Here is a 25,590-nt window from a genome sequence, read left to right as displayed (position 1 = left end):
TCCACTTTAGACTTTACTAATTTGAATAGTCTATTCATTTCTAAAGGGAAAGTTACGGTCTGTTTAACAAAAATTGCAATCCTAATGAGAACTCCATCACATTAAAAGGTAATTCATTACATAGTTAAACGTTTGCTAGCTGAGATCCTGTGGTTCTATGTCTAAATTCCAGCGAACTTTCTTGGCATTTGGCAACAACTCAATAGCAGGTTTGGCACTGGTTAATAACTTTTGCATCAATGAGCGATGTTGAGTTTGCAGTAAAAGCTGCCAACGATACTTACCGGCACGCTTAGCCAAAGGTGATGGTGTTGGGCCTAACACCATACAAGAGTCATCGAATAGCGGATGTGATTCCAGAGTAAAACGAACCTGACGCAAAAAGTCTTCAACTACTTCACTTTGGTTGGCTTCTGCTTTAAACAACGTTAAGAAACTATAAGGTGGAAGCTGTGCCAGTTTGCGCTCTTCCAACGCTGTCATCGCAAAGTGACGATAGTCTTTCTGAAGCAGGGCTTGCAGTAAGCTGTGTTCAGGGTGGTGAGTTTGAAGAATCACTTCACCGGGTTTGCTTGCACGGCCTGCACGTCCCGCAACTTGAATAAATAGCTGAGCGAGCCTTTCGGAGGCGCGGAAGTCGCTACTATATAGAGAGCCATCGACATCCAATAGTGCAACAAGGGTGACATTAGGGAAGTGGTGGCCTTTCGCCAACATCTGGGTCCCTATCAGAATTTGGTATTCACCTTTACGAATTGACTCGAGCGCATCTTCCAAGCTGCCTTTACGGCGAGTGCTGTCTCTATCAATACGAATCGCTTTATATTCAGGGAACAGCTCTGCCAGTTGCAGTTCAAGCTGTTCAGTACCCACGCCAACCGTCACTAGCTGGGTAGAGCCACAGCCCTGACATTGATGTATTACTGGTTGTTGTGAGCCACAGTGATGGCAGCGAATCTCATTGCTGTATTGATGGAACGTATAATAAGCATCGCAACGTTTACACTCCGCAATCCAACCACACTCATGGCACATTAAGGCAGGGGAGAAGCCACGACGGTTTAGGAACAACATCACTTGGTTGCCAGCTTTAAGGTGTTTTCGCATTTCAGCAATCAAAGGCGCGGACAAACCACTGTCTAAATAAAGCCCTTTAACATCGAGTACTTTGTTGGTGGTGGGTACCGCAGAGCCAGCACGTTGAGTCAATGTTAAGTGGTGGTATTTGCCCGATAGCGCATTATGCAGCGTTTCTAAAGCAGGGGTCGCTGAGCCAAGAACAATAGGCACTTGCTCTTTGTGCGCACGCATGACCGCGACATCACGAGCGTGGTAGCGCAAGCTGTCTTGTTGCTTATAAGAGGAGTCGTGTTCTTCATCAACAATGATAATGCCAAGATCAGCAAAAGGCGTCAGTAGGGCAGAGCGCGTACCAATAATGATGCCGGCGGCTTTGTCTCGCGCAGAAAGCCAAGCGTTGAGTCGCTCGGTATCATTTAACCCAGAGTGAATGACATCCACAGGCACATTAAATCGATGTTTAAAGCGGTTGATGGTTTGTGGAGTTAAGCCAATTTCGGGTACTAAAACCAAAGCTTGTTTACCTTGCTCAAGAACTGGCTTGATTAGGTTCAAGTAAACTTCTGTTTTACCTGAACCTGTTACACCTTCTAATAAATAGCAGGCAAAACCTGTTTGGCTGTTTACGCTCGCAATAGCAAGCGCTTGCTCATGGTTGAGTTTTGGTTTTTCGACGTCACGTTCAACCTGAGTGCTCCACTTAGTTACTGTAGGCTTTTTCTCTATGCGTTCAACCCAGCCTTTCTCTTCCAAAGACTTAAGTACCGCAGAGCCTATTTCTTGATCAATAAACTCTTGGTGTGGGACGGCACCGTTGACCAAAATCTGTAAAGCGCGTTGTTGTTTGACCGCACGCCCAAGTCCTTGCATTAACTTGTCTTTACCCGAGGCGGTGATTTGCCACTCTTGTAATGTGGCGAAATCCGCGGGCTTACCCTTTCGCAGAGCGGCTGGCATAGCATTGTGCAAAGTGTCCCCAAGAGGGTACTGATAAAACTGGCTACACCATATTAGTAAAGAATAAAGCCTCTCAGGCCAAACAGGTTGGGCATCCAAGACGGCTTTAATTGGTTTTAGTTGTTCTTTTGGAAAATCAGAATGATTAACCATCGCTGTGACAACGCCAACCAAGGTTTGTCGGCCGAAAGGAACAGAAACACGTCCTCCAATCACCGGAAACAGGTGCCCAGGAATGACATAGTCAAACTGCTTATCTAGAGGGACCGGTAGTGCCACTCGGGCGATGGATGGACGCATAGAATCTTTACTATATAAAAGAGGGAAGAGAGGTATAGTCTATTAAAACACAGTGAAAAATTCGAGCGCTCCGCATTTTTGGGGAAGTGATTGCTCTCAGTACTAAAGTACTGGTGAAAAAAGTGGCGAAAAAGTTGCCAAATGTGTTGATCCTAGCTTAGCGATTCATTAGTATACTGCGCCTTGAGATATGGCTTCGGCAAATGGTCGATGCGGTATCGCATTTTATTATTAATTACGTGTGGTGTGCGGCTTAGATTCGTATAGCGACACGGCCTACAATTGAGGTTATCCCATGAAAGCTGGTATCCACCCAGAATACAAAGCAGTAACTGCTACTTGTTCTTGCGGCAACTCTTTCGAGTTCAACTCTACTCTAGGTAAAGATTCTATCCACCTAGACGTATGTGACAAGTGTCACCCATTCTACACTGGTAAGCAACGTATCGTTGATACAGGCGGCCGTGTTGATCGCTTCAACAAGCGTTTCGGTGCACTATCAAGCGGTAAGAAATAATAGCAGGCGCTATTACGATTACAGTTTAAAAAAGGACGCTTCGGCGTCCTTTTTGTTTATGGCTAGCGCAAAAGTAGGGGAGAATCGAGCGGCTAAAATTTGTTCGATTATTTTTCACTCGGCTATTGCATCCTAAAGTGTGATCTGTATAATGCAGCGCACTGGTTAAGCCAGTTGTGAACCAATGAGCAGTGAGGAGCGAGTAAATCTTCGGATTTGCGAGGTAATGTAGACTCAGCTTATGTTCGCGGTTAATACAATTAGCTATCTTTTCTTCGGAAAAACTATCCCCAGACGTGACTCTGGCATATAGGGGTAGTTAATCGAAAATTAACTGACAATGTGTCCTAATCTTGGACGCTACGGTTTCACATAAATCAATCGGCATTCTCTCGTCTTGACGAGTCTGAGTGGCGATATTGTTTGTGTAATTTTTAATATTGGAGCTCTGTCTCATGCAGAACCAACGTATCCGTATCCGCCTAAAAGCTTTCGATTACAAACTAATCGATGCTTCTACAGCGGAAATCGTTGAAACAGCTAAGCGCACTGGCGCACAGGTTCGTGGTCCAATCCCACTACCTACTCGTAAAGAGCGTTTCACAGTTCTTATCTCTCCACACGTTAACAAGAAAGCACGTGACCAGTACGAAATTCGTACTCACAAGCGTCTAATCGACATCGTTGAGCCAACAGACAAAACTGTTGATGCTCTAATGCGTCTAGACCTTGCTGCGGGCGTTGACGTTCAAATTAGCCTAGGTTAAGGGAGATTAGAAGAATGATTGGTCTAATCGGTCGTAAAGTGGGCATGACCCGCGTATTTACTGAAGACGGCGTTTCTATCCCAGTAACAGTTGTTGAAGTTGAAGCAAACCGTGTATCTCAAGTTAAAACTCTTGAGACAGATGGCTACGCTGCAATCCAGGTAACTGCTGGTTCTAAGAAAGCTAACCGCGTAAACAAAGCTGAAGCAGGTCACTTTGCTAAAGCTGGCGTTGAAGCTGGTCGTGGTCTTTGGGAATTCCGTTTGGAAAACGGTGAAGAGTTTGCAGTTGGCGCTGAGCTAACAGTTGAACTATTCAACGAAACTAAGAAAGTAGACGTTACTGGTACATCTAAAGGTAAAGGTTTCCAAGGCGCTGTTAAGCGTTGGAACTTCCGTACTCAAGATATGACTCACGGTAACTCATTGTCTCACCGTGCACCGGGTTCAATTGGCCAATGTCAAACTCCAGGTCGCGTATTTAAAGGCAAGAAAATGGCAGGTCACATGGGTGCTGAGCGTGTAACGACTCAAAACCTAGAGATCGTACGTGTTGACGCTGAGCGCAATCTGCTTCTTATCAAAGGTGCAGTACCAGGCTCAACAGGTGGCAACGTGATCGTTAAACCAGCTGTTAAAGCATAACGTCTCAGGAGTAAGTAATGGAACTAATGGTTAAAGGTGCTGATGCACTAACTGTTTCCGAAACTACTTTCGGACGTGAGTTTAACGAAGCTCTTGTACACCAAGTAGTTGTTGCATTTGCAGCAGGTGCTCGTCAAGGTACTCGTGCTCAAAAAACACGTTCAGAAGTTTCTGGCGGTGGCGCTAAGCCATGGCGTCAAAAAGGTACTGGCCGTGCGCGTGCTGGTACAATCCGTAGCCCAATCTGGCGTACAGGTGGTGTTACTTTTGCTGCGAAACCACAAGATCACAGCCAAAAAGTAAACAAAAAAATGTACCGCGGTGCTATGAAGAGCATTCTTTCTGAGCTAGTTCGTCAAGAGCGTCTAATCGTTGTTGATAACTTCTCAGTTGAAGCGCCAAAGACTAAAGAGCTAGTTGCTAAGCTTAAAGAGCTTGAGCTAACTGACGCTCTAATCGTGACTAGCGAAGTAGATGAGAATCTATTCCTAGCTGCTCGTAACCTATACAAAGTTGACGCACGTGACGTTGCTGGTATCGATCCAGTTTCACTAATCGCGTTCGACAAAGTTGTAATGACTGCAGAAGCAGTTAAGCAAGTTGAGGAGATGCTAGCATGATCACTGAAGAGCGTATCCTAAAAGTTCTACGTGCTCCGCACATCTCTGAAAAAGCAACTATGGCAGCTGAGAAAGCGAACACTATCGTTTTCAAAGTAGCTAAAGATGCAACTAAAAAAGAGATCAAAGCAGCTGTAGAAAAGCTTTTTGAAGTTGAAGTTAAGTCTGTAAATACTCTTATCACTAAGGGTAAGACCAAACGTCAAGGTCTACGCCAAGGTCGCCGCAGCGACGTTAAGAAAGCGTACGTTACTTTGAAAGAAGGTCAAGATCTTGACTTCGTTGGCGGCGCGGAATAACAGGAGTAGTTAAGAATGGCTATTGTTAAATGTAAGCCGACTTCCCCTGGTCGTCGTCACGTTGTTAAAGTTGTTAACGCTGACCTACACAAGGGCAAGCCATACGCACCTCTTCTAGAGAAAAACTCTAAGAACGGTGGTCGTAACAACAACGGTCGTATCACAGTACGTCACATCGGCGGTGGTCACAAGCACCACTACCGTGTAGTTGACTTCAAACGTACTAAAGATGGCATCCCAGCGAAAGTTGAGCGTCTAGAATACGATCCAAACCGTAGCGCAAACATTGCTCTAGTTCTTTACAAAGACGGTGAGCGTCGCTACATCCTAGCACCTAAAGGTGTTAACGCGGGTGATGTTATCCAATCTGGTGTTGATGCACCGATTAAAGCGGGTAACACTCTACCAATGCGTAACATCCCAGTAGGTTCAACTGTACACAACGTTGAACTAAAACCTGGTAAAGGTGGTCAGCTAGCTCGTTCGGCTGGTGCTTACGCTCAAATCGTTGCTCGCGACGGTGCGTACGTAACTATCCGTCTACGTTCTGGCGAAATGCGCAAAGTTCTTTCTGAAGGCCGTGCAACAATCGGTGAAGTTGGTAACTCTGAGCACATGCTACGTGAACTTGGTAAAGCTGGTGCTTCACGCTGGCGCGGCGTACGTCCAACCGTACGTGGTGTAGTAATGAACCCGGTTGACCACCCACACGGTGGTGGTGAAGGTCGTACATCTGGCGGTCGTCACCCAGTATCTCCTTGGGGTATGCCTACTAAAGGCTTCAAAACTCGTAAGAACAAACGCACTGACAAGTACATCGTACGTCGTCGTAACAAGTAATCTATTTAAAGAGGAATCGCCATGCCACGTTCTCTCAAGAAAGGTCCTTTTATTGACCTACACTTGCTGAAGAAGGTAGAGAAAGCGGTGGAAAGCGGAGACAAAAAGCCTATTAAGACTTGGTCCCGTCGTTCAATGATCATCCCTACGATGATCGGTTTGACCATCGCTGTCCATAATGGTCGTCAGCACGTACCAGTTTTCGTTACCGAAGAAATGATCGGTCACAAACTAGGTGAATTCGCACCAACACGTACTTACCGCGGTCACGCTGCGGATAAGAAAGCTAAGAAGCGTTAAGGAGTAAATAATGGAAGCTATTGCTAAACATAACTTTGCTCGCATTTCGCCTCAGAAAGCTCGCTTAGTTGCGGATCTAATTCGTGGTAAATCTGTTGACCAAGCTCTAGAAATTCTAACGTTCAGCAACAAAAAAGCTGCTGCTCTAGTTAAGAAAGTTCTAGAGTCTGCTATCGCTAACGCGGAGCACAACGAAGGTGCAGATATTGACGATCTGAATGTCGCAAAAATCTTTGTAGATGAAGGCCCAACCATGAAGCGTATTATGCCTCGTGCTAAAGGTCGTGCGGATCGTATCTTGAAGCGTTCAAGCCACATCACTGTTGTTGTAGCAGATCGCTAGAGACTAGGAGAGTAAGCAATGGGTCAAAAAGTACATCCTAATGGTATTCGTCTTGGCATCGTTAAGCCTTGGAATGCTACATGGTTTGCTAACACCAAAGATTTCGCTGACAACCTAGACGGCGACTTCAAGGTACGTCAGTTCCTAACTAAGGAACTACAAAAAGCATCTCTTTCACGTATCGTTATCGAGCGTCCTGCTAAGAGCATCCGTGTGACTATTCACACTGCTCGTCCAGGCGTTGTAATCGGTAAGAAAGGTGAAGACGTTGAGAAACTACGTGCAGCTGTAGCTAAAATTGCAGGTGTACCAGCTCAAATTAACATCGCTGAAGTACGCAAGCCTGAGCTTGATGCACAGCTTGTTGGTGACAGCATCGCGTCTCAACTAGAGCGTCGTGTTATGTTCCGTCGTGCTATGAAGCGCGCGGTACAAAACGCAATGCGTCTAGGTGCTAAAGGCATCAAAGTGGAAGTAAGCGGTCGTCTAGGCGGCGCTGAAATCGCACGTTCTGAGTGGTACCGTGAAGGTCGTGTACCTCTACACACTCTACGTGCAGACATTGATTACGCAACTTCTTCGGCTCACACTCAATACGGTGTGATCGGCATTAAAACTTGGATCTTCAAAGGTGAGATCCTAGGTGGTATGCCAGCAGCTAACGCTGTAGAGCCTAAAGGCGACAAGCCTAAGAAGCAGCGTAAAGGCCGTAAGTAAGGAGTCGACAGATGCTACAACCTAAACGTACTAAGTTCCGTAAGGTTCAGACAGGTCGTAACCGTGGTCTAGCTAAAGGTACTGATGTAAGCTTCGGCGAATTCGGTCTTAAAGCTGTTGGCCGTGGTCGTCTAACTGCTCGTCAAATTGAAGCGGCACGTCGTGCAATGACACGTCACGTTAAGCGTCAAGGTAAAATCTGGATCCGTGTGTTCCCAGACAAACCAATCACAGAAAAACCACTTGAAGTTCGTCAAGGTAAGGGTAAAGGTAACGTTGAGTACTGGGTAGCCCAAATCCAACCTGGTAAGGTTATGTACGAAATGGGTGGTGTACCTGAAGAATTGGCTCGTGAAGCGTTCCGCCTAGCGGCTCGTAAACTGCCATTCAAAACTACATTTGTAACTAAGCAGGTGATGTGATGAAAGCACAAGATCTACGCGAGAAAAGCGTTGAAGAGCTTAACGCTGAGCTATTGAATTTGCTACGCGAACAGTTCAACTTGCGCATGCAAGCTGCAACTGGTCAGCTACAGCAAACTCATACTCTGAAAGCTGTACGCCGTGATATCGCACGTGTGAAAACTGTTTTGACTGAGAAGGCAGGCGCATAATGAGCGAAGTAAAACGTACTCAACAAGGTCGTGTTGTTAGCGACAAGATGGACAAGTCTATCGTAGTTGCTATCGAGCGCATGGTTAAACACCCAATTTACGGTAAATTCGTAAAGCGCACGACTAAAGTACACGCACATGACGAGAACAACGAGTGTGGCCTAGGCGACACAGTTGAAATCGCTGAGTGTCGTCCACTGTCTAAGACTAAGTCTTGGACATTGGTAAAAGTCCTAGAAAAAGCGAAGATCTAATCTTCTTTATTCTATGATTAAAAACGGCTCCAAAAATAATTTTTGGAGCCGTTTATTTTTTGACTACCCAATCTGAAAAAAGGGTGGTACAATTCGCGTCCCTTTTAAAGAGGCAGCCCGACCCGAGAGGGTCTAGTTTTTTTATTATTTAGCGGAGCACTAACATGATCCAAATGCAAAGTATGCTGGACGCAGCTGATAACTCAGGCGCACGCAGCGTAATGTGTATTAAGGTTCTGGGTGGCTCTCACCGCCGTTATGCACATATCGGTGACGTTATCAAAGTTACTGTTAAGGAAGCAATTCCTCGCGGTAAAGTTAAAAAAGGTGACGTTCTGAAGGCGGTGGTAGTGCGCACCCGTAAAGGCGTACGTCGTCCTGACGGTTCTGTCATTCGCTTCGACCGAAATGCTTGTGTATTGTTGAACGACAACACTGAGCAACCAATCGGTACACGTATCTTTGGTCCTGTGACACGCGAACTTCGTGGCGATAAGTTCATGAAGATCGTTTCACTGGCTCCAGAAGTTCTGTAAGGAGCACGTAGAAATGGCAGCTAAAATCCGTCGTAATGACGAAGTAATCGTTCTTGCTGGTAAAGACAAAGGCAAGAAAGGTAAAGTAACTAAGGTCCTAGCAACTGGTAAAGTTATCGTTGAAGGTATCAACCTTGTTAAGAAACACCAGAAACCTGTTCCTGCACTAGGTATCCAAGGCGGTATCGTAGAGCAAGAAGCAGCTATCGATGTTTCTAACGTGGCGATCTTTAACGCAGCTACTGGTAAAGCTGACCGTATCGGTTTCCGTTTTGAAGATGGTAAGAAAGTTCGTTTCTTTAAGTCTAACAACGAAATCGTTTCTAACTAATAGAAGTAATTTGGAGTTCTACTATGGCGAAACTGCATGATTACTACAAGTCGTCTGTAGTCGCTGAACTGACCAAACAGTTTAGCTACACAAGCGTCATGCAAGTCCCTAGAATCGAGAAAATCACCCTAAACATGGGTGTTGGTGAAGCAATCAACGATAAGAAACTGCTAGAAAACGCAGCTGCTGATATGGCAACGATCTCTGGTCAAAAGCCACTTATCACTAAAGCTCGTAAATCTGTTGCAGGTTTCAAAATCCGTGAAGGCTACCCTATCGGTTGTAAAGTAACCTTGCGTGGCGAACGTATGTGGGATTTTCTTGAGCGTTTGATTAACATCGCTCTTCCACGAGTACGTGACTTCCGTGGTGTTAGCGCTAAGTCTTTTGACGGTCGCGGTAACTACAGCATGGGCGTTCGCGAGCAAATCATCTTCCCGGAAATCGACTTTGATAAAGTTGATCGAGTACGCGGTCTAGACATCACTATTACGACGTCTGCTGGTACTGATGAGGAAGGCCGTGCTCTGCTGGCTGCCTTTAACTTCCCATTCCGTAAGTAAGGTGAAGGGTTACTGTTATGGCTAAAAATTCAATGAAAGCACGTGAAGCAAAGCGTGCGAAGCTAGTAGCTAAGTTCGCTGAAAAGCGTGCAGCGCTAAAAGCTATCATCAGCGATGTAAACGCATCTGAAGAAGATCGTTGGAATGCGGTTCTTACACTGCAATCTCTTCCACGTGATTCAAGTGCATCACGTCAGCGCAACCGTTGTAACCAAACTGGTCGTCCACACGGTTACCTACGTAAGTTCGGTCTAAGCCGTATTAAGGTTCGTGAAGCTTGCATGAAAGGCGAGATTCCGGGTCTTCGTAAGGCTAGCTGGTAATTGCCACTTAATCATTTGGAGTAAATCATATGAGCATGCAAGATCCGATTTCGGATATGCTGACCCGTGTTCGTAACGGTCAGGCAGCAAACAAAGTTGCTGTTAAAATGCCTTCTTCAAAGCTTAAAGTTGCAATTGCTGCACTACTAAAAGCTGAAGGTTACATCGTTGACTTCGCTGTTGAAGGCGAAGCAAAACCTGAGCTAGAAGTTACACTTAAGTACTTCCAAGCTAAACCAGTAATCGAGCAACTTAAACGTGTTTCTCGTCCAGGTCTACGCGTTTACAAGAAGAAAGATGATCTTCCTTCTGTAATGGGTGGTCTTGGTATTGCTATCGTTTCTACTTCCAAGGGTCTTATGTCAGACCGCGCTGCACGTAAAGCAGGTCTTGGTGGTGAAATCATCTGCTACGTAGCTTAATAGGAGTAGAATATGTCTCGTGTTGCTAAAGCACCTGTCGCTATTCCAGCTGGCGTAGAGGTGAAACTAAACGGCCAAGAAATCACTGTAAAAGGTGCTAAGGGCGAACTATCACGCGTTCTTAACAGCGCTGTGGTTATCGCTCAGGAAGAAAACAACCTAACCTTCGGTCCTAAAGAAGGTGCTGCTAACGCATGGGCACAAGCTGGTACAGCTCGCGCTCTAGTTAACAACATGGTTGTTGGTGTTACTGAAGGCTTTACTAAGAAGCTAACTCTTAAAGGTGTTGGTTACCGTGCTGCTATCAAAGGCAACGCTGTAGGTCTAACACTAGGCTTCTCTCACCCAGTTGAGCACGAGTTGCCAGCGGGTATTAAAGCTGAATGTCCAAGCCAAACTGAAATCATCATCACTGGTTGTGATAAGCAACTAGTTGGTCAAGTTGCGGCTGACATTCGTTCTTACCGTCAACCTGAGCCTTACAAAGGTAAAGGTGTTCGTTACGCAGATGAAAATGTGCGTACTAAAGAAGCTAAGAAGAAGTAAGGTAACACTATGGATAAGAAAGCATCTCGCATCCGTCGTGCTACACGCGCACGTCGTAAGATTGCAGAACTGGGTGCGACTCGCCTAGTTGTACACCGTACTCCTCGTCACGTGTACGCACAGGTTATCGCGGCTAATGGCTCTGAGGTTATCGCAGCAGCTTCTACTGTAGAAAAAGCGATCCGTGAGCAAGTGAAATACACTGGTAACGTTGATGCAGCTAAAGCAGTAGGTAAAGCTGTTGCTGAGCGCGCTCTTGAAAAAGGCGTAACTGCAGTTGCATTTGATCGTTCTGGTTTCCAATACCACGGTCGAGTAGCGGCGCTAGCAGAATCTGCTCGCGAAGCTGGTCTGAAATTCTAAGGTAGGGTTGGAAGATGGCTAAAGAACAACAAGTTCAAGCGAATGATTTGCAAGAAAAGCTAATCGCAGTTAACCGTGTTTCTAAAACGGTTAAAGGTGGTCGAATCATGAGCTTCACTGCACTAACAGTAGTTGGTGACGGTAACGGTCGTGTAGGTTTCGGTTACGGCAAAGCTCGTGAAGTACCTGCAGCGATTCAAAAAGCAATGGAAAAAGCGCGTCGTAACATGACTACTATCGCGCTAAACGAAGGCACTCTTCACCACCCAGTGAAAGGTCGCCATTCGGGCTCTAAAGTTTACATGCAACCTGCTGCAGAAGGTACTGGTGTTATCGCAGGTGGTGCGATGCGTGCAGTACTAGAAGTTGCTGGCGTACACAACGTACTATCTAAAGCATACGGTTCTACGAACCCTATCAACATCGTTCGTGCAACGATCGATGCACTAGGTAGCATGAAGTCGCCAGAAATGGTTGCTGCTAAACGTGGTCTAACTGTTGAAGCTATTTCGGAGTAAGAACACCATGGCAACTATTAAAGTAACTCAAACTAAAAGCTCAATTGGCCGCCTACCAAAGCACAAAGCTACTTTGCGTGGTCTAGGTCTTCGTAAAATCAACCACACAGTAGAACTTGAAGATACTCCGTGCGTACGCGGTATGATCAACAAGGTTTACTACATGGTTAAAGTTGAGGAGTAATCAGAAATGCGTTTGAATACTCTTGCACCGGCTGCTGGCTCTAAGCATGCTCCTAAGCGTGTAGGTCGTGGTATCGGTTCTGGCCTAGGTAAAACTGGTGGCCGTGGTCACAAAGGTCAAAAATCACGTTCTGGCGGTAAAGTTCGTCCAGGTTTCGAAGGCGGTCAGATGCCTCTGAAACAACGTCTACCAAAATTCGGTTTCACTTCTCGTAAGAGCCTAGTGTCTGCTGAAGTTCGTCTAGGTGAACTAGCGAAAGTTTCTGGTGACGTGGTTGATCTAAACAGCCTTAAAGCTGCTAACATCATCACTAAGAACATCGAATTCGTAAAAGTTGTTCTATCTGGTGAAATCGATAAAGCAGTGACTGTTAAAGGTCTACGTGTGACTAAAGGCGCTAAAGCTGCAATCGAAGCTGCAGGCGGTAAAATCGAGGAATAATCTCGAGGAACGAGGTACAGATGGCTAAGAAACCAGGACAAGATTTTCGTAGTGCTCAGAGCGGCTTAAGTGAACTAAAGTCGCGCTTGTTATTCGTAATTGGTGCACTTTTAGTATTCCGAGCCGGCTCATTTGTGCCGATTCCTGGTATTGACGCTGCTGTACTTGCCGATTTGTTCGAACAGCAAAAAGGTACCATCGTTGAAATGTTTAACATGTTCTCCGGTGGTGCTCTTGAGCGTGCATCTATATTAGCATTGGGCATCATGCCGTATATTTCGGCATCTATTGTTGTCCAATTGCTAACTGTAGTTCATCCAGCGTTAGCGGAACTCAAGAAAGAGGGTGAAGCAGGCCGTCGTAAGATCAGCCAATATACACGCTACGGCACGCTTGTACTTGCAACATTCCAAGCTATTGGTATTGCAACTGGCTTACCAAACATGGTCGACAATCTGGTTGTAATGAACCAAACCATGTTTACGCTAATTGCTACCGTAAGTTTAGTAACCGGTACCATGTTCCTAATGTGGTTAGGTGAACAAATTACAGAGCGAGGAATCGGTAATGGTATTTCCATTCTGATTTTTGCAGGTATTGTTGCTGGATTGCCTTCTGCAATCGGTCAAACAATCGAGCAAGCGCGTCAAGGTGAATTGCATGTACTTCTTCTACTGTTAATCGCGGTATTAGCTTTCGCAGTAATTTACTTCGTTGTTTTCATGGAACGTGGTCAACGCCGAATCGTCGTTAACTACGCTAAGCGTCAACAAGGTCGTAAAGTATTTGCTGCACAAAGCTCGCATCTGCCACTTAAAATTAATATGGCAGGTGTTATTCCAGCGATTTTTGCATCAAGTATTATCCTGTTCCCAGGAACACTGGCTCAGTGGTTTGGTCAGAACGGTGAGAGCAGCGCGTTCGGTTGGTTAACTGACGTGTCTTTGGCTCTTAGCCCAGGTCAGCCTCTGTATGTAATGCTTTATGCAGCAGCGATTATCTTCTTCTGTTTCTTTTACACGGCGTTGGTTTTCAACCCGCGTGAAACAGCGGATAACTTGAAGAAGTCCGGTGCATTCGTACCCGGTATCCGCCCAGGTGAGCAGACAGCGAAGTACATCGATAAAGTAATGACACGTTTAACCCTAGCGGGCGCACTGTACATTACCTTTATCTGTCTGATTCCCGAGTTCATGATGGTCGCGTGGAACGTACGTTTCTACTTCGGCGGTACATCACTACTTATCGTAGTTGTTGTTATCATGGACTTTATGGCACAGGTACAGACTCATCTGATGTCTCAACAGTATGATTCTGTGTTGAAGAAAGCGAATCTGAAAGGCTACGGTCGTTAATACGGCGGTAGACTCAGTTTCAATTACGGAGTTTAGCAATGAAAGTTCGTGCTTCCGTTAAAAAAATCTGCCGTAACTGTAAAGTAATCAAGCGTAACGGTGTCGTTCGCGTGATTTGCAGTGAGCCAAAGCACAAACAGCGCCAAGGCTAATTAGCAGAAATTTTTACTTGAAAACGAAGGTTAGGTCGAGTATATTCCTCGGCCTACCTTTTGCGTGCAAAAGAAGTAGTACTCCGCAGCGTATCCATAACGGGCTTTGCTGCGGCTAATTCTTTTATAGAAACACTTAGGAGTGAATAATGGCCCGTATAGCAGGCATTAACATTCCTGATCAAAAACATGCTGTGATTGCACTTACGTCAATCTACGGCATCGGTAAAACTCGCTCTCAAGCTATCCTAGCTGAAGTGGGTATTGCTGAAGATGTTAAGATCAGTGAACTAACTGAAGAGCAGATCGATCAACTGCGTGATGGTGTAGCTAAGTACACTGTAGAAGGTGATCTACGTCGTGAAGTATCTATGAACATCAAGCGTCTTATGGACCTTGGCTGTTACCGTGGTCTTCGTCATCGTCGCAGTCTACCACTACGTGGACAGCGTACTAAAACCAATGCTCGCACCCGTAAGGGTCCGCGTAAGCCGATCAAGAAATAATCGGGAAGGTAGAGTACAATGGCTAAACAACCAACTCGCGCTCGTAAGCGCGTACGCAAGCAAGTTGCAGATGGCGTTGCGCACATCCATGCTTCTTTCAATAACACAATCGTAACCATTACTGACCGTCAAGGTAATGCTCTAGCTTGGGCTACTGCAGGTGGTTCTGGTTTCCGTGGTTCTCGTAAGTCTACTCCGTTCGCTGCACAGGTTGCTGCTGAGCGTTGTGCTGAAATGGCTAAAGAATACGGTCTAAAGAACTTGGAAGTTATGGTTAAGGGTCCAGGTCCAGGTCGTGAATCTACTGTTCGCGCACTGAACGCTGCTGGTTTCCGCATCACAAACATCGTTGATGCTACACCAATCCCTCATAACGGTTGTCGTCCACCTAAGAAACGTCGCGTATAACGTTTTTTAGATTACTGGAGAAAGATCATGGCAAGATATTTGGGTCCTAAGCTGAAGCTTAGCCGTCGTGAAGGCACTGACTTATTCCTTAAGTCTGGTGTTCGCGCGATCGATACCAAGTGTAAAATTGATAACGCACCAGGTGTACACGGCGCTCGTCGCGGTCGTCTATCTGAGTATGGCGTTCAGCTTCGTGAGAAGCAAAAAGTTCGTCGTATGTACGGCGTTCTAGAAAAACAATTCCGTAACTACTACAAAGAAGCTGCACGTCTTAAAGGCAACACAGGTGAGAACCTGCTTCAGCTTCTTGAAGGTCGTCTTGATAACGTAGTTTACCGCATGGGCTTTGGCGCAACTCGCGCAGAAGCACGTCAGCTAGTTAGCCACAAAGCTATCCTAGTTAACGGTAAAGTTGTAAACGTTCCTTCTTTCAAAGTAGCGGCTAATGACGTTGTTTCTATCCGCGAGAAAGCTAAACAGCAAGCTCGTATCAAAGCAGCTCTAGAAGTTGCTGAACAACGTGAAAAACCAACTTGGATTGAAGTAGATGGTGGCAAGATGGAAGGTACATTCAAGCGTATGCCTGAGCGTTCTGATCTATCAGCTGACATCAACGAACAATTGATCGTCGAGCTTTACTCTAAGTAAGGTTTAAACTAAAGAGAGGACACAATGCAGGGTTCTGTAACAGAATTTCTTAAGCCACGTCTAGTTGACATCGAACAAATCAGCTCGACTCACGCAAAAGTAACTCTTGAGCCATTAGAGCGTGGCTTTGGTCATACTCTGGGTAATGCACTTCGCCGCATCCTTCTATCTTCTATGCCAGGTTGTGCTGTAACAGAAGTAGAAATTGAAGGCGTACTTCATGAGTACAGCACGAAAGAAGGCGTTCAAGAAGATATTCTTGAAATTCTTCTAAACCTTAAAGGTTTGGCTGTGCGCGTTGCCGAAGGCAAAGATGAAGTGTTCATTACTTTGAACAAATCAGGCTCGGGCCCTGTGGTTGCAGGTGACATCACCCATGATGGTGATGTAGAGATCGCTAACCCTGAACACGTAATTTGTCACCTAACGGATGACAACGCTGAGATCGCAATGCGTATCAAAGTTGAACGTGGTCGTGGTTATGTTCCAGCTTCTGCGCGTATCCATAACGAAGAAGACGAGCGTCCAATCGGTCGCCTACTAGTAGATGCTACTTACAGCCCTGTAGACAAAATTGCCTACGCTGTAGAAGCAGCTCGTGTAGAACAGCGCACTGATCTAGACAAGCTTGTTATCGATATGGAAACAAACGGTACTCTAGAACCTGAGGAAGCAATCCGTCGTGCAGCTACTATCCTAGCTGAACAATTGGATGCGTTCGTAGATCTTCGTGATGTACGTGTACCTGAGGAGAAGGAAGAGAAGCCAGAATTCGATCCGATCCTACTGCGTCCTGTAGACGATCTTGAACTAACAGTTCGCTCTGCTAACTGTCTGAAAGCAGAAGCGATTCACTACATCGGTGATCTAGTACAACGTACTGAGGTTGAGCTACTTAAAACGCCTAACCTTGGTAAAAAATCTCTTACTGAGATTAAAGATGTACTTGCGTCACGTGGTCTGTCTCTGGGCATGCGCCTAGAAAACTGGCCACCTGCATCAATCGCTGAAGATTAATCGATACTAGTTAGAAGGATTAGGTCATGCGCCATCGTAAGAGTGGTCGTCAACTCAACCGCAACAGCTCACATCGTAAAGCGATGTTCAGCAACATGGCTAGCTCTCTAGTACGTCATGAAGTTATCAAGACTACTTTGCCAAAAGCAAAAGAGCTACGTCGCGTAGTTGAGCCTTTGATTACACTAGCTAAGACTGACAGTGTTGCTAACCGTCGTCTAGCATTTGCACGTACTCGTGATAACGAAGTAGTTGCAAAACTGTTTAACGAACTAGGTCCACGTTTTGCTGCTCGTCAGGGCGGTTACACTCGTATCCTAAAAGCTGGCTTCCGTGCTGGTGATAAAGCTCCAATGGCTTACATTGAGCTTGTAGATCGCCCAGCTGCTGAAGAAGCTGCTGAGTAATCTCAGTTCGTAAGAACAAAAAAAGCCGAGCATTAGCTCGGCTTTTTTGTATCTGTTGTATTTGAAAGGGAAAACACATTTAGTTTTCCGTCTCCCCTCTCGAAGCTAATCTTCGATAATCGAATGTTGAGCCTTAATTTATGTTTAGGCGAAACGTCTAGCTGCCTGACCCCCACAATCCGCTTAACGAATTCAGCAAGCCTTCACTTGCGCCTTGGTCACCTAGATAGCCAAGTATCACTGGCGCAAACTGACTGATCATCGATGGGTCTAGTCCTAATTTATCAAAAGTACTTTGTACCGCACTTAAACTTTCAATATTACCTAATAAGCTTTGTGCGCCATCTAGACTCGACATGCCTGGAATTAGGGATTTCAGCTCGCTGCCGTTTTGGTCTGACAATTGGCTTTGTGCAAGTGCTAACAAGGCACCCGTACCACCTGCAGCTTGCTCGGTTGACACGGGCAATTGGCTAGTGAGTAAATCGGTGAGCGGAGATGATTCCGCATTCATGCCTTGGCTGACCATGTCCATTAAACCTTCTTGGCTTTCCTTATCGGTTACTGCATCAAGAAAAGCGTGGGCTGTACCAATGCTCATTGAAAGCAGTGTTAAGGTGAGGAGTGTTTTACGCATAATACCTCCGTGTGGCTTGCGATTATTATTGTTTATTCACTACTTAAGATAACAGAGACATTAAGGTTGTTGAGCTTAAGTCTGTTTATTTTAGACAAAAAAAGCGGCGCTAGTGAGCGCCGCTTCGAATTTGTATTGAGGAGAGTCTCAATTACAGGATGTCTAGTAGTTCTACTTCGAATACTAGAGCAGCAAATGGAGGGATAGCAGCACCTGCGCCACGCTCACCGTATGCTAGATCTTGTGGGATGTATAGTTTCCACTTAGAACCAACAGGCATTAGTTGAAGAGCTTCAACCCAACCTTTGATTACGCCAGTTACTGGGAACTCAGCAGGTTGACCGCGAGATACAGAGCTGTCGAATACAGTGCCGTCAGTTAGCTCACCATGGTAGTGAACACGTACTTGAGATGCAGCAGTTGGGATTTCACCAGTACCTTCAGTGATGATTTCGTACTGAAGACCAGACTCAAGAACGTTTACTTCTGGACGTAGAGCGTTGTCTTTTAGGAACGCTTCGCCGTCAGCCGCTGCAGCTTTAGCTGCTTCTTGACGAACTGCTTCTGCACGAGTGTGTAGCTCTTGCAGTGCGTTGTTGATTTCGTCGATTTCGATAGAAGGCATGTCACCAGTTAGTGCCGTTGCAATACCAGCAGCGATAGCGTCAACGCTAAGACCTTCTAGACCAGAACCAGCAAGTTGCTGACCCATTTGCAGACCAATACCGTAGCTTGCTTTTTGTTCTGCAGTTTCAAATTTAATTTCAGACATGAATGTCGCTCTTATTAGGAGTGATAAAGGCACAGGATATCAGGTTCGAGGCTAGGTTTAAATGATTGCGCTCGAATGTCTCTATGAGGAGTAGAGGGTGTGACTTATCTCTTACTCCAAGTGAAATTTCTGCTAATTTACGCCAAATTACATTTTACTTTGGTGAAAAACATATACTCTCCGCGCTGGTATTTTTATACTGACATCAGAAGTATTAAGGGACTCATCAGAATGAATCGTCGCAGAAAGAAAAAGCAGCTAGTCGACCATGTCGAATTGATGAAACAAAAGTTCGCTGCTATCGATTGGAAGCAGCCATTCAATAAAGAGAAGTGGCAGGAAAGATTACAGCCTGTGACTCAGTTTTGGCATCGTCTTCCAAAACTACATCAACGTGCACTGATGGTATTGGTGCCAGTGGTGTTGGTGCTTTTGATCATCCCAGTACCAAAAGATACAGAAGTACTGCTTGAAGACACCCAAGTAGAGAATCAACGTGTTGCGATTCAGTTGAACGCGCAAAGCTTAAGTGAGCAGCGCTCTGCACAAAACTCAGAGCCTAAGTCTGAGCAGTGGAAAGAATACACGGTGAAGAACGGCGATACGCTAGCCCAAGTATTCCGAAGTAACCAATTGCCGATGGCAGACTTAAACGCCCTAGTTAAAATTGAAGGCAGCGACAAGCCTTTGAGTCGCATTAAGCAAGGTCAATTGGTACGCTTTAAGCTTGCTGACGATGGCAAATTAGATATGCTTCAGCTAGAGAAAAGTGGTGAGTCGGTGATGTTCTTCCGTCTATCTGATGGCACATTTGGTCGCAACAAATAACGTTAGATAACCATTATTCTTAAGGCGCGATGATCCGCGCCTTTTTTATCGCTGTTGATTTGTTAACGTTTAATTTGTTTTCCAGCGAGTGTTTTTCTTTTATTCCATGGTAAGAGCGGTAATACGATCATTATTATCCCTATAGCCGTCAGCCAATCTGGAATTTCATCAAACCACCATATCCCAAAGAGCGTGACAAACACTAAGCCTGAGTATTCAGCTAAGGCTATCTCTCCCGCCGGCGCTTTTTGATAAGCCAATACTGCCAAACCGTTATAACTTAAGATACAAACCGCGCTCGCGATAACCAATGCCAGTTCTTGCCACGTTATTGATTGCCAGTAAACCCCAGCTAATATTGCGGAGATAGGTAACGAGAACAACGTAGTCCACCAAAGTGTGGTGACGACAGATTGTTCGCTCGGTAGCTTTCTTACCAATATATTGAACATCGCTAGTGTGGTCGCCGTGCCGAGTGCAAACAATGCAGCCCAATGAAAATGATCCGGTCTGAGTACCACTAGGACACCAAGGAACCCGAAGCAAGTGAGCAAGATTTTACTTAGTGGAGGATGTTCTTTAAGAAACAATATCGATAGTGGCAGCATTAGAATAGGGGCGGCGTAAAAAACCGCGTTGGCAGTTGCCAGAGGGAGGTGAGTCACCGCAACCATCATACAACCACTGCCAATCAATATTAGGTGCGCTCGCAACAAGGTAATAGGTGCTTGCTTTAGGCTACGTTTATTTGGTTTTTGTTTGAGGTAAAAAGGTAAGATGAGCAGCAGTGAAGCCAGTTGGCGCACAAACATATATTGAAACGGGCTAATGCCGCCTTCAATCAGTTTGACGGCGACATCGGAGAGTGATGCCGCCAAATTTCCGATCACCAGTAAGAGTAGTGCCAGGTGGTGAGGCGACATTTAGCTTGCTCGGCGCATATCGACATGAGGGATGCCATCTTCAAGGTAGCTTTCAGAAATCACTTCAAAGCCATGGCTCGCATAGAAAGCCATCAGGTGTTCTTGTGCTCCGATATCGATCGTTTGGCCTGTCCAAAACTGTTGGCAATGTTGTAAAGCTTGCTCAAGCAGTTCATGCCCAAGACCACCACCGCGAGCGCTTTGTTTGGTTACCACACGACCGATGCTCACATTGTCGTAAGTGGTTCCAGCAGGCAATAATCGTGCGCAGGCAATCAGCTCATCGCCCTGATAGCCCAATAGGTGATACACGCCTTCTAACGTATCTTTGCCGTCCAGTTCTGGATAAGGACAGGTTTGCTCCACCACAAAGACATCAACGCGCAGGCGCAGCATCTCGTAGAGTTGTGTCGTTGTCAGTTGAGAGAAAGGTAGGGCAGTCCAGTTGATCATTTCCAATATCCATTAATAAGCGAATGCAGCTGACTTTACGTCGTTTTCTGCTATTACTCATTAACAATGGTTAATTTTCACTGGTCTTCGTGACAAATCTGGCGATAATGTGCCCTCTTTTTCATCCCACCTGAGGATATTTCCCTGTGAGCAAACAAACTTTTGACCAAGTAGGCCTTACTCCAGCGCTACTAGAGACGCTTGAATCATTGAACTACACCCATATGACGCCAATTCAAGCGTTGAGCTTACCTGCGATTTTGAATCAGCGTGATGTGATTGGTCAGGGTAAAACCGGCTCAGGTAAAACAGCGGCGTTTGGTCTTGGCGTACTATCCAACCTAAACGTAAAACGCTTCCGCGTGCAATCTTTGGTGCTTTGTCCGACGCGTGAACTGGCTGATCAGGTGGCAAAAGAAATTCGTACTTTGGGCCGTAGTATTCACAACATTAAAGTACTGACATTGTGTGGTGGTATGCCGATGGGACCGCAAATCGGTTCACTAGAACATGGTGCACATATTCTGGTAGGTACGCCAGGTCGTATCCTTGATCATCTAGAGAAAGGTCGCATTAACCTAGAAGAGCTAAACACACTAGTTCTGGATGAAGCGGACCGTATGCTAGATATGGGCTTCCAAGATGCACTCGATGCGATCATTGAAGCCGCGCCAAAGCAGCGTCAGACTTTGCTGTTCAGTGCAACGTTCCCTGAGAAAATCGAACAGATCGCTCAACGTATTATGCAATCGCCAGAGATGATCAAAGTAGAATCCACTCACGATACGTCAAGCATTGCGCAGTACTTTTACAACGTAGAAGGTTCAGAAGCGCGCGATGAAGCTCTGGCAAACCTACTACTGACGCACCAGCCAGAGTCGGCTGTGGTGTTCTGTAATACGAAGAAAGAAGTACAGAATGTAGCAGATGAACTGCATCACAAAGGATTCAGTGTTATCGATCTTCATGGTGATCTAGAGCAACGCGAACGTGATCAAGCCTTGGTTCAGTTTGCTAACAAGAGTGTCTCTATCCTTGTTGCAACAGATGTGGCGGCACGCGGCTTGGACGTTGACAACCTAGATGCGGTATTTAACTTCGAATTGTCTCGTGACCCAGAGGTCCATGTTCACCGTATTGGTCGTACCGGTCGTGCTGGCAGCAAAGGCTTAGCATTCAGCTTCTTTGGTGAAAAAGACGGCCTGCGTGTGGCTCGTATCGAAGAGTATCTAGACATGGACGTGGTTCCAGCAACACTGCCAGCGAAATCTAATCAGCAGCCATATCAAGCGAAGATGGTGACGATTAACATTGATGGTGGTAAGAAGCAGAAAGTGCGCGCAGGCGACATTCTAGGTTGCTTAACGGGTAAAAACGGCATCACAGGTGCGCAAGTGGGCAAGATTCACCTGTTCCCAATGCGTGCTTATGTTGCGGTAGAAAAGTCAGTGGCGAAGAAAGCGCTACAAACTATCAGTAACGGCAAGATGAAAGGTCGTCAGTTCCGTGCTCGTTTATTGAAGTAATATCAGCAATACAGCAAAAAACGGCTAACGATTTAGCCGTTTTTTTGTTTTTGTACACCGCTATAGCTTTAAGCCTTCCATAACAGCTGTAGGTAGCTGCTGTTTGAAGTCGTCGATCAGTGCGACTTTATCTTCTGATAGTTCGAGCAGTTCGCCACGAAGGTGGAACATGCAGGCGCTAAACTTCTCATTAAAGTTTGGCAGCATTGAGGTCACGCCTGACGAAGCCGCTTGAAGTGCAACGAGCGTCGGCTCAATAACTTGGCTCTGGTAGGTCTCATCTTCCATGATAACTGCCGGAGAGTAGCCTTGGATTTCTTCCATTACGGGTTCTACGTGTGTCGTAATGAGTGTTGCTGCTTTATTGTTTGCGGCATCACCGGCAGCGGCTTTCAGTTTTCCAAACATAATCTTTTCCCTTAACTCATGATGAAACACTCGCCCGCAATGTAAGGCGAGTGATATGAAATTTGGCTATGCAGGGTGTGGTATATCCTTATGCATATCCAGATGGGATTTGAGATTTTTGCTTATACTTCAAACAAATAGCGTTAGTTAGTAATAAGAGTGTGACTACTGAAAGTGATTGTTTTTTGTCAATATTATTTTAGTTCTACTTTTCATGATGCTGCTTCAACCGGGTTTTTATTCGACTTAAACTGATCGCGGTAATCCCCAAGTAAGCGGCAATCTGGCTATCGGTAATACGCTGTTCTAAGTCTGGATAATGCTGACAAAACAGTTGGTAGCGCTCTTCTGGTGAGTAGAGCAACATAAAGCGTTCTTTGTTTTCTTTATGCATTAATTGCGCTTCGAGCAGCTTTAAGTAGATAGGATGCTTCTCTTCACGCCATTGGTGTAGCACTTCAATCGGCAAGCAAAACAGATGACAAGGTGTCAGCGTTTCTAATAAGTACGGCGAGGGCTGATTCTTAATAAGCCCTTCAAAGCCAATCACCCAATCCTTTTCCCAGTAGAACTCTTTACTGAATTCCTTCCCTTTATCGGTCAGATAACTGGCATGGCATAAACCTTCTAACACAAAGTAGATGTACGAGCTGGATTCACCTTGATGATTGAGAATATGGCGTGTCGGCAACTCTAGCTGTTGCCCATGTTCAATTAGCTGATTTGCTTCACCTTCGAGGAAGCCATGATTGATTAAGTCAGAAAAAAGATCGCTGTGCATGTGATAACTCAGAAACGGTTTTTCTCATTCTAACGGTTTTTACTGACAACAAAAAAGCGGCTCATGAGAGCCGCTTGAAATCATTGCCAAACTTGCCTTACTTATTCAGGTCAATTTGGTAAATCGCGAAACCAACTTCGTCAGTTGCGACACGTTTCATCGGGTATTGCCCTTTCTCTTTGATGAACTGCGCAGCTTTATCACTTGGTGAGGTTTCAAAACGAACATCAAGTTTGTTATCCGATTTGATTGGTGCGAAAGACCAGTTGTTATCCGCGCTTGGTGTCACTTCGCCTTGCTCTTTACTGATGCGAGAGATGTAAGCGGCCACTACAGAGCGGTTCTCATCTGGAGAATCAAACGCGATGAAGTCTGGACCAGTGCCTGGGAAGGTTGCGCTGTAAGCACGGTAGTTGTTAGTTGCGATGATGAAGTCTTGTTTTGGATTAACTGGCTTACCGTTGTAAGTCAGGTTCACGATACGCTGTGAATCTGGGTTGATCACTTTACAATCCGCATCGTACTTCGGAGGTTGAGTAACATCGATTTGGTAGTTCACACCATCAATCACGTCGAAGTTGTAAGTACGGAAGCTATCCCAGTTGATCAAAGACTGAGGTTTGGTGCTGTTAACATCAACATGATTGAACTGACCTGCACTACACTCTAGCCATTCATGAACTTCTTTGCCTTTAACCTTCATCGCTACAAGCGTATTCGGGTATAGGTAAAGGTCTGCGGCATTGCGGAAAGTCAGCTGACCTGACTCGACTTCGGTGAAACCATTTGGATCGTCTTTACGTCCGCCCACTTTAAATGGTGCAGCTGCGCTTAATACTGGAATACCTTCAAGGTCTGGGTCGCCTTGGATAAAGCGTTCCACGTAATCTTTCTGCGCTAGGTTTACGATTTGAATCGTTGGATCATCTTGTACAAGCGCTAGGAAGCTGTACATCACGTCATTTGCTTTGCCAATTGGTTGGTTGACGAACTCACGTGTGCCTTTATGGTCATCAACAAGTGCATCCACGATGCCTTTATCTGCTTCTGCCAAAGATTTCTTGTTGGCTTTATCGAAGATAGGGCGCGCTTCAGATTGACCTTCAACCACTTGCCACTTGCCATCTTTTTCTTTCAGCATCAAGTCCAATACGCCAACGTGGCTACCCCAGCGACCTGGCATTACTGCGGTTACGCCATTAATTGTGCCTTTTGCGTTGTCGACACCTTGCAGCTTGGCAAAATCTTTACCCGGGAATACCGCGTGAGAGTGACCAAATGCAATCGCATCAATGCCTTCAACTTCTGTGAGGTAGTAAACCGAGTTTTCAGCGCCTAGCTTGTATGGGTCAGTCGAAATACCAGAGTGTGGAATCGCCACAATCACGTCTGCGCCTTCTTTTTTCATCTGAGGAACCAGCTTTTTCGCTGTCTCAGTGATGTCTTCAGCGAAGACTTTACCTTCTAGGTTCTTCTTATCCCATACCATGATTTGTGGCGGGACGAAGCCGATGTAACCCACTTTGATTTCGTGGCTTTGATCATCAGTGTCTTTGAACGTGTGCGTTTTAATGAGATAAGGTTTGAAGTAGTGCTCGCCTGTCTTCTTGTCGAAAACGTTAGCACTAACATAAGGGAAGTTCGCACCGTCGATAGAGTTTTTCAGGAACTCAAGGCCGTAGTTGAATTCGTGGTTACCAATATTACCCACATCGTAATCCAACTGGTTCATCGCTTTGTATACCGGGTGGATGTCGCCAGCGTTAATCCCTTTCGCTGCCATGTAATCGCCCATCGGGCTGCCTTGAATCAAGTCGCCGTTGTCGACCAAAACACTGTTCACTGCTTCTTCACGAGCTTGCTTAACCAGTGTCGCCGCACGGCTAAAACCGATTTGCTGAGAAGGCTGATCTTTGTAGTAGTCGTAATCCATCACGTTGGTGTGAATGTCGGTGGTTTCGATAATACGTAGCTTGATGGTGTCCGCCATCGCTGGTCCAGCAAGCGTCAACATACCGCTTAAAACTGCGACGGATACGGGATTAACTGCCATTTTCATGAGGTGCTCCAATTAAATGGGATAGAGGGGTCGTACAGCGTAATGTAACAAATATTAGTGCAAGCTCAGGCTAAGATGCAGAAAACTGTGAACATTAGGCAATTAAATGCGGAGGAAAGTGTCAAAGTGATGCCTTTTTCACCATTTTGAATGAGACCTAACAAAAGCTTCTTAGCAGTTTTTTGAATAAAAAATGAAATTTTAGAATTTCCGGTAATATAAACCCACCGCC

39 protein-coding genes are annotated in these 25,590 nt (G+C 45.6%); 31 read left to right on the top strand and 8 right to left on the bottom strand.

The features are described 5' to 3' along the window. Positions 1-135: 135 nt before the first annotated feature. Positions 136-2,337 (bottom strand): primosomal protein N', encoded by a 2,202-nt coding sequence (gene priA / locus KJB05_RS16610; protein WP_208444347.1) that lies wholly within the window; start codon positions 2,335-2,337, stop codon positions 136-138. A gap of 295 nt (positions 2,338-2,632) precedes the next feature. On the opposite strand from priA, the gene rpmE reads away from it, so the two are divergent. The 29 genes from rpmE to rplQ all read left to right on the top strand — a co-directional run bounded on the left by rpmE (position 2,633) and on the right by rplQ (position 16,971). Continuing rightward, positions 2,633-2,854: a 50S ribosomal protein L31 gene (rpmE, locus tag KJB05_RS16605; RefSeq protein ID WP_005435070.1), complete on the top strand. Its 222-nt coding sequence runs from the start codon at positions 2,633-2,635 to the stop codon at positions 2,852-2,854. Between the two features lie 455 nt (positions 2,855-3,309). Beyond that, complete coding sequence (gene rpsJ / locus KJB05_RS16600) at positions 3,310-3,621, top strand: 30S ribosomal protein S10 (protein WP_004410492.1); 312 nt, start codon at positions 3,310-3,312, stop codon at positions 3,619-3,621. Between the two features lie 14 nt (positions 3,622-3,635). Further along, positions 3,636-4,265 (top strand): 50S ribosomal protein L3, encoded by a 630-nt coding sequence (rplC, locus tag KJB05_RS16595; RefSeq protein WP_005435072.1) that lies wholly within the window; start codon positions 3,636-3,638, stop codon positions 4,263-4,265. Between the two features lie 17 nt (positions 4,266-4,282). Beyond that, the gene (gene rplD / locus KJB05_RS16590) at positions 4,283-4,885 is read left to right on the top strand and encodes a 50S ribosomal protein L4 (protein WP_005435074.1); all 603 of its coding nucleotides are present in this window, start codon (positions 4,283-4,285) and stop codon (positions 4,883-4,885) included. Next, a complete protein-coding gene (gene rplW, locus KJB05_RS16585; RefSeq protein WP_004398471.1) occupies positions 4,882-5,184 on the top strand; it encodes a 50S ribosomal protein L23 in 303 nt (100 codons plus the stop codon). The genes rplD and rplW overlap by 4 nt, the downstream gene beginning before the upstream one ends. Before the next feature lie 15 nt (positions 5,185-5,199). Continuing rightward, positions 5,200-6,024, top strand: a complete 825-nt coding sequence (gene rplB, locus KJB05_RS16580; RefSeq protein ID WP_005435076.1) for a 50S ribosomal protein L2 — start codon at positions 5,200-5,202, stop codon at positions 6,022-6,024. Between the two features lie 21 nt (positions 6,025-6,045). After that, entirely contained in the window at positions 6,046-6,324 is a 279-nt protein-coding gene (gene rpsS / locus KJB05_RS16575) for a 30S ribosomal protein S19 (RefSeq protein WP_005435078.1), read from the top strand. A 10-nt stretch (positions 6,325-6,334) separates the two neighbouring features. Further along, positions 6,335-6,667, top strand: coding sequence for a 50S ribosomal protein L22 (gene rplV, locus KJB05_RS16570; protein ID WP_005383164.1), 333 nt, complete (start codon positions 6,335-6,337; stop codon positions 6,665-6,667). Between the two features lie 18 nt (positions 6,668-6,685). Then, the gene (gene rpsC / locus KJB05_RS16565) at positions 6,686-7,384 is read left to right on the top strand and encodes a 30S ribosomal protein S3 (protein ID WP_005435080.1); all 699 of its coding nucleotides are present in this window, start codon (positions 6,686-6,688) and stop codon (positions 7,382-7,384) included. Positions 7,385-7,395: 11 nt separating this feature from the next. Further along, a complete protein-coding gene (gene rplP, locus KJB05_RS16560) occupies positions 7,396-7,806 on the top strand; it encodes a 50S ribosomal protein L16 (protein WP_005379577.1) in 411 nt (136 codons plus the stop codon). Continuing rightward, positions 7,806-7,997 carry a 50S ribosomal protein L29 gene (gene rpmC / locus KJB05_RS16555; protein ID WP_004410456.1) on the top strand — a complete coding sequence of 64 codons (192 nt, stop codon included), beginning with the start codon at positions 7,806-7,808 and terminating at the stop codon, positions 7,995-7,997. The genes rplP and rpmC overlap by 1 nt, the downstream gene beginning before the upstream one ends. Continuing rightward, the gene (rpsQ, locus tag KJB05_RS16550) at positions 7,997-8,251 is read left to right on the top strand and encodes a 30S ribosomal protein S17 (RefSeq protein ID WP_005435082.1); all 255 of its coding nucleotides are present in this window, start codon (positions 7,997-7,999) and stop codon (positions 8,249-8,251) included. The genes rpmC and rpsQ overlap by 1 nt, the downstream gene beginning before the upstream one ends. 164 nt (positions 8,252-8,415) lie before the next feature. After that, the gene (gene rplN, locus KJB05_RS16545) at positions 8,416-8,787 is read left to right on the top strand and encodes a 50S ribosomal protein L14 (protein WP_004410450.1); all 372 of its coding nucleotides are present in this window, start codon (positions 8,416-8,418) and stop codon (positions 8,785-8,787) included. Positions 8,788-8,800: 13 nt separating this feature from the next. Next, positions 8,801-9,118, top strand: coding sequence for a 50S ribosomal protein L24 (gene rplX, locus KJB05_RS16540; RefSeq protein ID WP_005435084.1), 318 nt, complete (start codon positions 8,801-8,803; stop codon positions 9,116-9,118). A gap of 23 nt (positions 9,119-9,141) precedes the next feature. After that, positions 9,142-9,681: a 50S ribosomal protein L5 gene (gene rplE, locus KJB05_RS16535; RefSeq protein ID WP_004745887.1), complete on the top strand. Its 540-nt coding sequence runs from the start codon at positions 9,142-9,144 to the stop codon at positions 9,679-9,681. Positions 9,682-9,698: 17 nt separating this feature from the next. After that, entirely contained in the window at positions 9,699-10,004 is a 306-nt protein-coding gene (gene rpsN, locus KJB05_RS16530; protein ID WP_004410442.1) for a 30S ribosomal protein S14, read from the top strand. 29 nt (positions 10,005-10,033) lie between these two features. Beyond that, positions 10,034-10,426 carry a 30S ribosomal protein S8 gene (gene rpsH, locus KJB05_RS16525; protein ID WP_009707834.1) on the top strand — a complete coding sequence of 131 codons (393 nt, stop codon included), beginning with the start codon at positions 10,034-10,036 and terminating at the stop codon, positions 10,424-10,426. A gap of 12 nt (positions 10,427-10,438) precedes the next feature. Continuing rightward, positions 10,439-10,972 (top strand): 50S ribosomal protein L6, encoded by a 534-nt coding sequence (rplF, locus tag KJB05_RS16520; protein WP_005435087.1) that lies wholly within the window; start codon positions 10,439-10,441, stop codon positions 10,970-10,972. A 9-nt stretch (positions 10,973-10,981) separates the two neighbouring features. Further along, complete coding sequence (gene rplR, locus KJB05_RS16515; RefSeq protein ID WP_005435088.1) at positions 10,982-11,335, top strand: 50S ribosomal protein L18; 354 nt, start codon at positions 10,982-10,984, stop codon at positions 11,333-11,335. A 14-nt stretch (positions 11,336-11,349) separates the two neighbouring features. Beyond that, complete coding sequence (rpsE, locus tag KJB05_RS16510; RefSeq protein ID WP_005435090.1) at positions 11,350-11,853, top strand: 30S ribosomal protein S5; 504 nt, start codon at positions 11,350-11,352, stop codon at positions 11,851-11,853. A 7-nt stretch (positions 11,854-11,860) separates the two neighbouring features. After that, positions 11,861-12,037, top strand: a complete 177-nt coding sequence (gene rpmD / locus KJB05_RS16505) for a 50S ribosomal protein L30 (RefSeq protein ID WP_000201159.1) — start codon at positions 11,861-11,863, stop codon at positions 12,035-12,037. 6 nt (positions 12,038-12,043) lie between these two features. Further along, on the top strand, positions 12,044-12,478 hold the full coding sequence (rplO, locus tag KJB05_RS16500; RefSeq protein WP_005435092.1) for a 50S ribosomal protein L15: 435 nt from the start codon (positions 12,044-12,046) through the stop codon (positions 12,476-12,478). Between the two features lie 20 nt (positions 12,479-12,498). Beyond that, on the top strand, positions 12,499-13,833 hold the full coding sequence (gene secY, locus KJB05_RS16495; protein ID WP_005435093.1) for a preprotein translocase subunit SecY: 1,335 nt from the start codon (positions 12,499-12,501) through the stop codon (positions 13,831-13,833). 38 nt (positions 13,834-13,871) lie between these two features. Next, positions 13,872-13,985: a 50S ribosomal protein L36 gene (rpmJ, locus tag KJB05_RS16490; protein ID WP_000868186.1), complete on the top strand. Its 114-nt coding sequence runs from the start codon at positions 13,872-13,874 to the stop codon at positions 13,983-13,985. Positions 13,986-14,134: 149 nt separating this feature from the next. Beyond that, positions 14,135-14,491, top strand: a complete 357-nt coding sequence (rpsM, locus tag KJB05_RS16485; RefSeq protein WP_005435100.1) for a 30S ribosomal protein S13 — start codon at positions 14,135-14,137, stop codon at positions 14,489-14,491. A gap of 18 nt (positions 14,492-14,509) precedes the next feature. Further along, complete coding sequence (gene rpsK, locus KJB05_RS16480; RefSeq protein WP_001118870.1) at positions 14,510-14,899, top strand: 30S ribosomal protein S11; 390 nt, start codon at positions 14,510-14,512, stop codon at positions 14,897-14,899. A gap of 27 nt (positions 14,900-14,926) precedes the next feature. Next, complete coding sequence (gene rpsD / locus KJB05_RS16475) at positions 14,927-15,547, top strand: 30S ribosomal protein S4 (protein WP_005383146.1); 621 nt, start codon at positions 14,927-14,929, stop codon at positions 15,545-15,547. 24 nt (positions 15,548-15,571) lie between these two features. Continuing rightward, positions 15,572-16,564, top strand: a complete 993-nt coding sequence (rpoA, locus tag KJB05_RS16470; RefSeq protein ID WP_005383143.1) for a DNA-directed RNA polymerase subunit alpha — start codon at positions 15,572-15,574, stop codon at positions 16,562-16,564. 26 nt (positions 16,565-16,590) lie between these two features. Next, positions 16,591-16,971 (top strand): 50S ribosomal protein L17, encoded by a 381-nt coding sequence (gene rplQ / locus KJB05_RS16465; protein ID WP_005383141.1) that lies wholly within the window; start codon positions 16,591-16,593, stop codon positions 16,969-16,971. Between the two features lie 157 nt (positions 16,972-17,128). Here the strand turns inward: rplQ and KJB05_RS16460 are convergent, their stop codons facing one another. Together KJB05_RS16460 and KJB05_RS16455 are read right to left on the bottom strand one after the other, a co-directional pair. Further along, positions 17,129-17,608, bottom strand: coding sequence for a DUF2780 domain-containing protein (locus tag KJB05_RS16460; protein ID WP_208444346.1), 480 nt, complete (start codon positions 17,606-17,608; stop codon positions 17,129-17,131). A 151-nt stretch (positions 17,609-17,759) separates the two neighbouring features. Next, the gene (locus tag KJB05_RS16455) at positions 17,760-18,380 is read right to left on the bottom strand and encodes an FKBP-type peptidyl-prolyl cis-trans isomerase (protein WP_005437303.1); all 621 of its coding nucleotides are present in this window, start codon (positions 18,378-18,380) and stop codon (positions 17,760-17,762) included. A gap of 231 nt (positions 18,381-18,611) precedes the next feature. On the opposite strand from KJB05_RS16455, the gene KJB05_RS16450 reads away from it, so the two are divergent. Next, positions 18,612-19,208, top strand: a complete 597-nt coding sequence (locus KJB05_RS16450; RefSeq protein WP_208444345.1) for a LysM-like peptidoglycan-binding domain-containing protein — start codon at positions 18,612-18,614, stop codon at positions 19,206-19,208. 62 nt (positions 19,209-19,270) lie between these two features. Here the strand turns inward: KJB05_RS16450 and KJB05_RS16445 are convergent, their stop codons facing one another. Together KJB05_RS16445 and KJB05_RS16440 are read right to left on the bottom strand one after the other, a co-directional pair. Further along, positions 19,271-20,131: a DMT family transporter gene (locus KJB05_RS16445; protein ID WP_208444344.1), complete on the bottom strand. Its 861-nt coding sequence runs from the start codon at positions 20,129-20,131 to the stop codon at positions 19,271-19,273. Then, positions 20,132-20,584, bottom strand: coding sequence for a GNAT family N-acetyltransferase (locus KJB05_RS16440; RefSeq protein ID WP_208444343.1), 453 nt, complete (start codon positions 20,582-20,584; stop codon positions 20,132-20,134). It abuts the gene before it with no gap. Positions 20,585-20,730: 146 nt separating this feature from the next. Between KJB05_RS16440 and dbpA the strand changes: the two genes are divergently transcribed. After that, positions 20,731-22,110: an ATP-dependent RNA helicase DbpA gene (dbpA, locus tag KJB05_RS16435; RefSeq protein ID WP_005437315.1), complete on the top strand. Its 1,380-nt coding sequence runs from the start codon at positions 20,731-20,733 to the stop codon at positions 22,108-22,110. A gap of 60 nt (positions 22,111-22,170) precedes the next feature. Here dbpA and KJB05_RS16430 read toward each other — a convergent pair whose 3' ends face one another. The 3 genes from KJB05_RS16430 to cpdB form a co-directional block, all read right to left on the bottom strand. After that, positions 22,171-22,518: a hypothetical protein gene (locus tag KJB05_RS16430; protein WP_122068330.1), complete on the bottom strand. Its 348-nt coding sequence runs from the start codon at positions 22,516-22,518 to the stop codon at positions 22,171-22,173. 205 nt (positions 22,519-22,723) lie between these two features. Further along, positions 22,724-23,299, bottom strand: a complete 576-nt coding sequence (locus tag KJB05_RS16425) for a Crp/Fnr family transcriptional regulator (protein WP_208444342.1) — start codon at positions 23,297-23,299, stop codon at positions 22,724-22,726. A 97-nt stretch (positions 23,300-23,396) separates the two neighbouring features. Further along, positions 23,397-25,358: a 2',3'-cyclic-nucleotide 2'-phosphodiesterase gene (cpdB, locus tag KJB05_RS16420; protein WP_208444341.1), complete on the bottom strand. Its 1,962-nt coding sequence runs from the start codon at positions 25,356-25,358 to the stop codon at positions 23,397-23,399. Between the last annotated feature and the right edge of the window lie 232 nt (positions 25,359-25,590).

This window comes from Vibrio sp. B1ASS3, assembly GCF_905175355.1.
Classification (GTDB): Bacteria; Pseudomonadota; Gammaproteobacteria; order Enterobacterales; family Vibrionaceae; genus Vibrio; species Vibrio owensii.
The sequence above is the reverse complement of the archived record's forward strand: the minus strand, read 5'-3'. Positions and strand labels throughout refer to the sequence as shown.

Bases quoted from the DNA above. Each gene is read 5' to 3' on its own strand.
- priA (WP_208444347.1), bottom strand. From the start codon at position 2,337: ATGCGTCCATCCATCGCCCGAGTGGCACTACCGGTCCCTCTAGATAAG.
- rpmE (WP_005435070.1), top strand. From the start codon at position 2,633: ATGAAAGCTGGTATCCACCCAGAATACAAAGCAGTAACTGCTACTTGT.
- rpsJ (WP_004410492.1), top strand. From the start codon at position 3,310: ATGCAGAACCAACGTATCCGTATCCGCCTAAAAGCTTTCGATTACAAA.
- rplC (WP_005435072.1), top strand. From the start codon at position 3,636: ATGATTGGTCTAATCGGTCGTAAAGTGGGCATGACCCGCGTATTTACT.
- rplD (WP_005435074.1), top strand. From the start codon at position 4,283: ATGGAACTAATGGTTAAAGGTGCTGATGCACTAACTGTTTCCGAAACT.
- rplW (WP_004398471.1), top strand. From the start codon at position 4,882: ATGATCACTGAAGAGCGTATCCTAAAAGTTCTACGTGCTCCGCACATC.
- rplB (WP_005435076.1), top strand. From the start codon at position 5,200: ATGGCTATTGTTAAATGTAAGCCGACTTCCCCTGGTCGTCGTCACGTT.
- rpsS (WP_005435078.1), top strand. From the start codon at position 6,046: ATGCCACGTTCTCTCAAGAAAGGTCCTTTTATTGACCTACACTTGCTG.
- rplV (WP_005383164.1), top strand. From the start codon at position 6,335: ATGGAAGCTATTGCTAAACATAACTTTGCTCGCATTTCGCCTCAGAAA.
- rpsC (WP_005435080.1), top strand. From the start codon at position 6,686: ATGGGTCAAAAAGTACATCCTAATGGTATTCGTCTTGGCATCGTTAAG.
- rplP (WP_005379577.1), top strand. From the start codon at position 7,396: ATGCTACAACCTAAACGTACTAAGTTCCGTAAGGTTCAGACAGGTCGT.
- rpmC (WP_004410456.1), top strand. From the start codon at position 7,806: ATGAAAGCACAAGATCTACGCGAGAAAAGCGTTGAAGAGCTTAACGCT.
- rpsQ (WP_005435082.1), top strand. From the start codon at position 7,997: ATGAGCGAAGTAAAACGTACTCAACAAGGTCGTGTTGTTAGCGACAAG.
- rplN (WP_004410450.1), top strand. From the start codon at position 8,416: ATGATCCAAATGCAAAGTATGCTGGACGCAGCTGATAACTCAGGCGCA.
- rplX (WP_005435084.1), top strand. From the start codon at position 8,801: ATGGCAGCTAAAATCCGTCGTAATGACGAAGTAATCGTTCTTGCTGGT.
- rplE (WP_004745887.1), top strand. From the start codon at position 9,142: ATGGCGAAACTGCATGATTACTACAAGTCGTCTGTAGTCGCTGAACTG.
- rpsN (WP_004410442.1), top strand. From the start codon at position 9,699: ATGGCTAAAAATTCAATGAAAGCACGTGAAGCAAAGCGTGCGAAGCTA.
- rpsH (WP_009707834.1), top strand. From the start codon at position 10,034: ATGAGCATGCAAGATCCGATTTCGGATATGCTGACCCGTGTTCGTAAC.
- rplF (WP_005435087.1), top strand. From the start codon at position 10,439: ATGTCTCGTGTTGCTAAAGCACCTGTCGCTATTCCAGCTGGCGTAGAG.
- rplR (WP_005435088.1), top strand. From the start codon at position 10,982: ATGGATAAGAAAGCATCTCGCATCCGTCGTGCTACACGCGCACGTCGT.
- rpsE (WP_005435090.1), top strand. From the start codon at position 11,350: ATGGCTAAAGAACAACAAGTTCAAGCGAATGATTTGCAAGAAAAGCTA.
- rpmD (WP_000201159.1), top strand. From the start codon at position 11,861: ATGGCAACTATTAAAGTAACTCAAACTAAAAGCTCAATTGGCCGCCTA.
- rplO (WP_005435092.1), top strand. From the start codon at position 12,044: ATGCGTTTGAATACTCTTGCACCGGCTGCTGGCTCTAAGCATGCTCCT.
- secY (WP_005435093.1), top strand. From the start codon at position 12,499: ATGGCTAAGAAACCAGGACAAGATTTTCGTAGTGCTCAGAGCGGCTTA.
- rpmJ (WP_000868186.1), top strand. From the start codon at position 13,872: ATGAAAGTTCGTGCTTCCGTTAAAAAAATCTGCCGTAACTGTAAAGTA.
- rpsM (WP_005435100.1), top strand. From the start codon at position 14,135: ATGGCCCGTATAGCAGGCATTAACATTCCTGATCAAAAACATGCTGTG.
- rpsK (WP_001118870.1), top strand. From the start codon at position 14,510: ATGGCTAAACAACCAACTCGCGCTCGTAAGCGCGTACGCAAGCAAGTT.
- rpsD (WP_005383146.1), top strand. From the start codon at position 14,927: ATGGCAAGATATTTGGGTCCTAAGCTGAAGCTTAGCCGTCGTGAAGGC.
- rpoA (WP_005383143.1), top strand. From the start codon at position 15,572: ATGCAGGGTTCTGTAACAGAATTTCTTAAGCCACGTCTAGTTGACATC.
- rplQ (WP_005383141.1), top strand. From the start codon at position 16,591: ATGCGCCATCGTAAGAGTGGTCGTCAACTCAACCGCAACAGCTCACAT.
- KJB05_RS16460 (WP_208444346.1), bottom strand. From the start codon at position 17,608: ATGCGTAAAACACTCCTCACCTTAACACTGCTTTCAATGAGCATTGGT.
- KJB05_RS16455 (WP_005437303.1), bottom strand. From the start codon at position 18,380: ATGTCTGAAATTAAATTTGAAACTGCAGAACAAAAAGCAAGCTACGGT.
- KJB05_RS16450 (WP_208444345.1), top strand. From the start codon at position 18,612: ATGAATCGTCGCAGAAAGAAAAAGCAGCTAGTCGACCATGTCGAATTG.
- KJB05_RS16445 (WP_208444344.1), bottom strand. From the start codon at position 20,131: ATGTCGCCTCACCACCTGGCACTACTCTTACTGGTGATCGGAAATTTG.
- KJB05_RS16440 (WP_208444343.1), bottom strand. From the start codon at position 20,584: ATGATCAACTGGACTGCCCTACCTTTCTCTCAACTGACAACGACACAA.
- KJB05_RS16430 (WP_122068330.1), bottom strand. From the start codon at position 22,518: ATGTTTGGAAAACTGAAAGCCGCTGCCGGTGATGCCGCAAACAATAAA.
- KJB05_RS16425 (WP_208444342.1), bottom strand. From the start codon at position 23,299: ATGCACAGCGATCTTTTTTCTGACTTAATCAATCATGGCTTCCTCGAA.
- cpdB (WP_208444341.1), bottom strand. From the start codon at position 25,358: ATGAAAATGGCAGTTAATCCCGTATCCGTCGCAGTTTTAAGCGGTATG.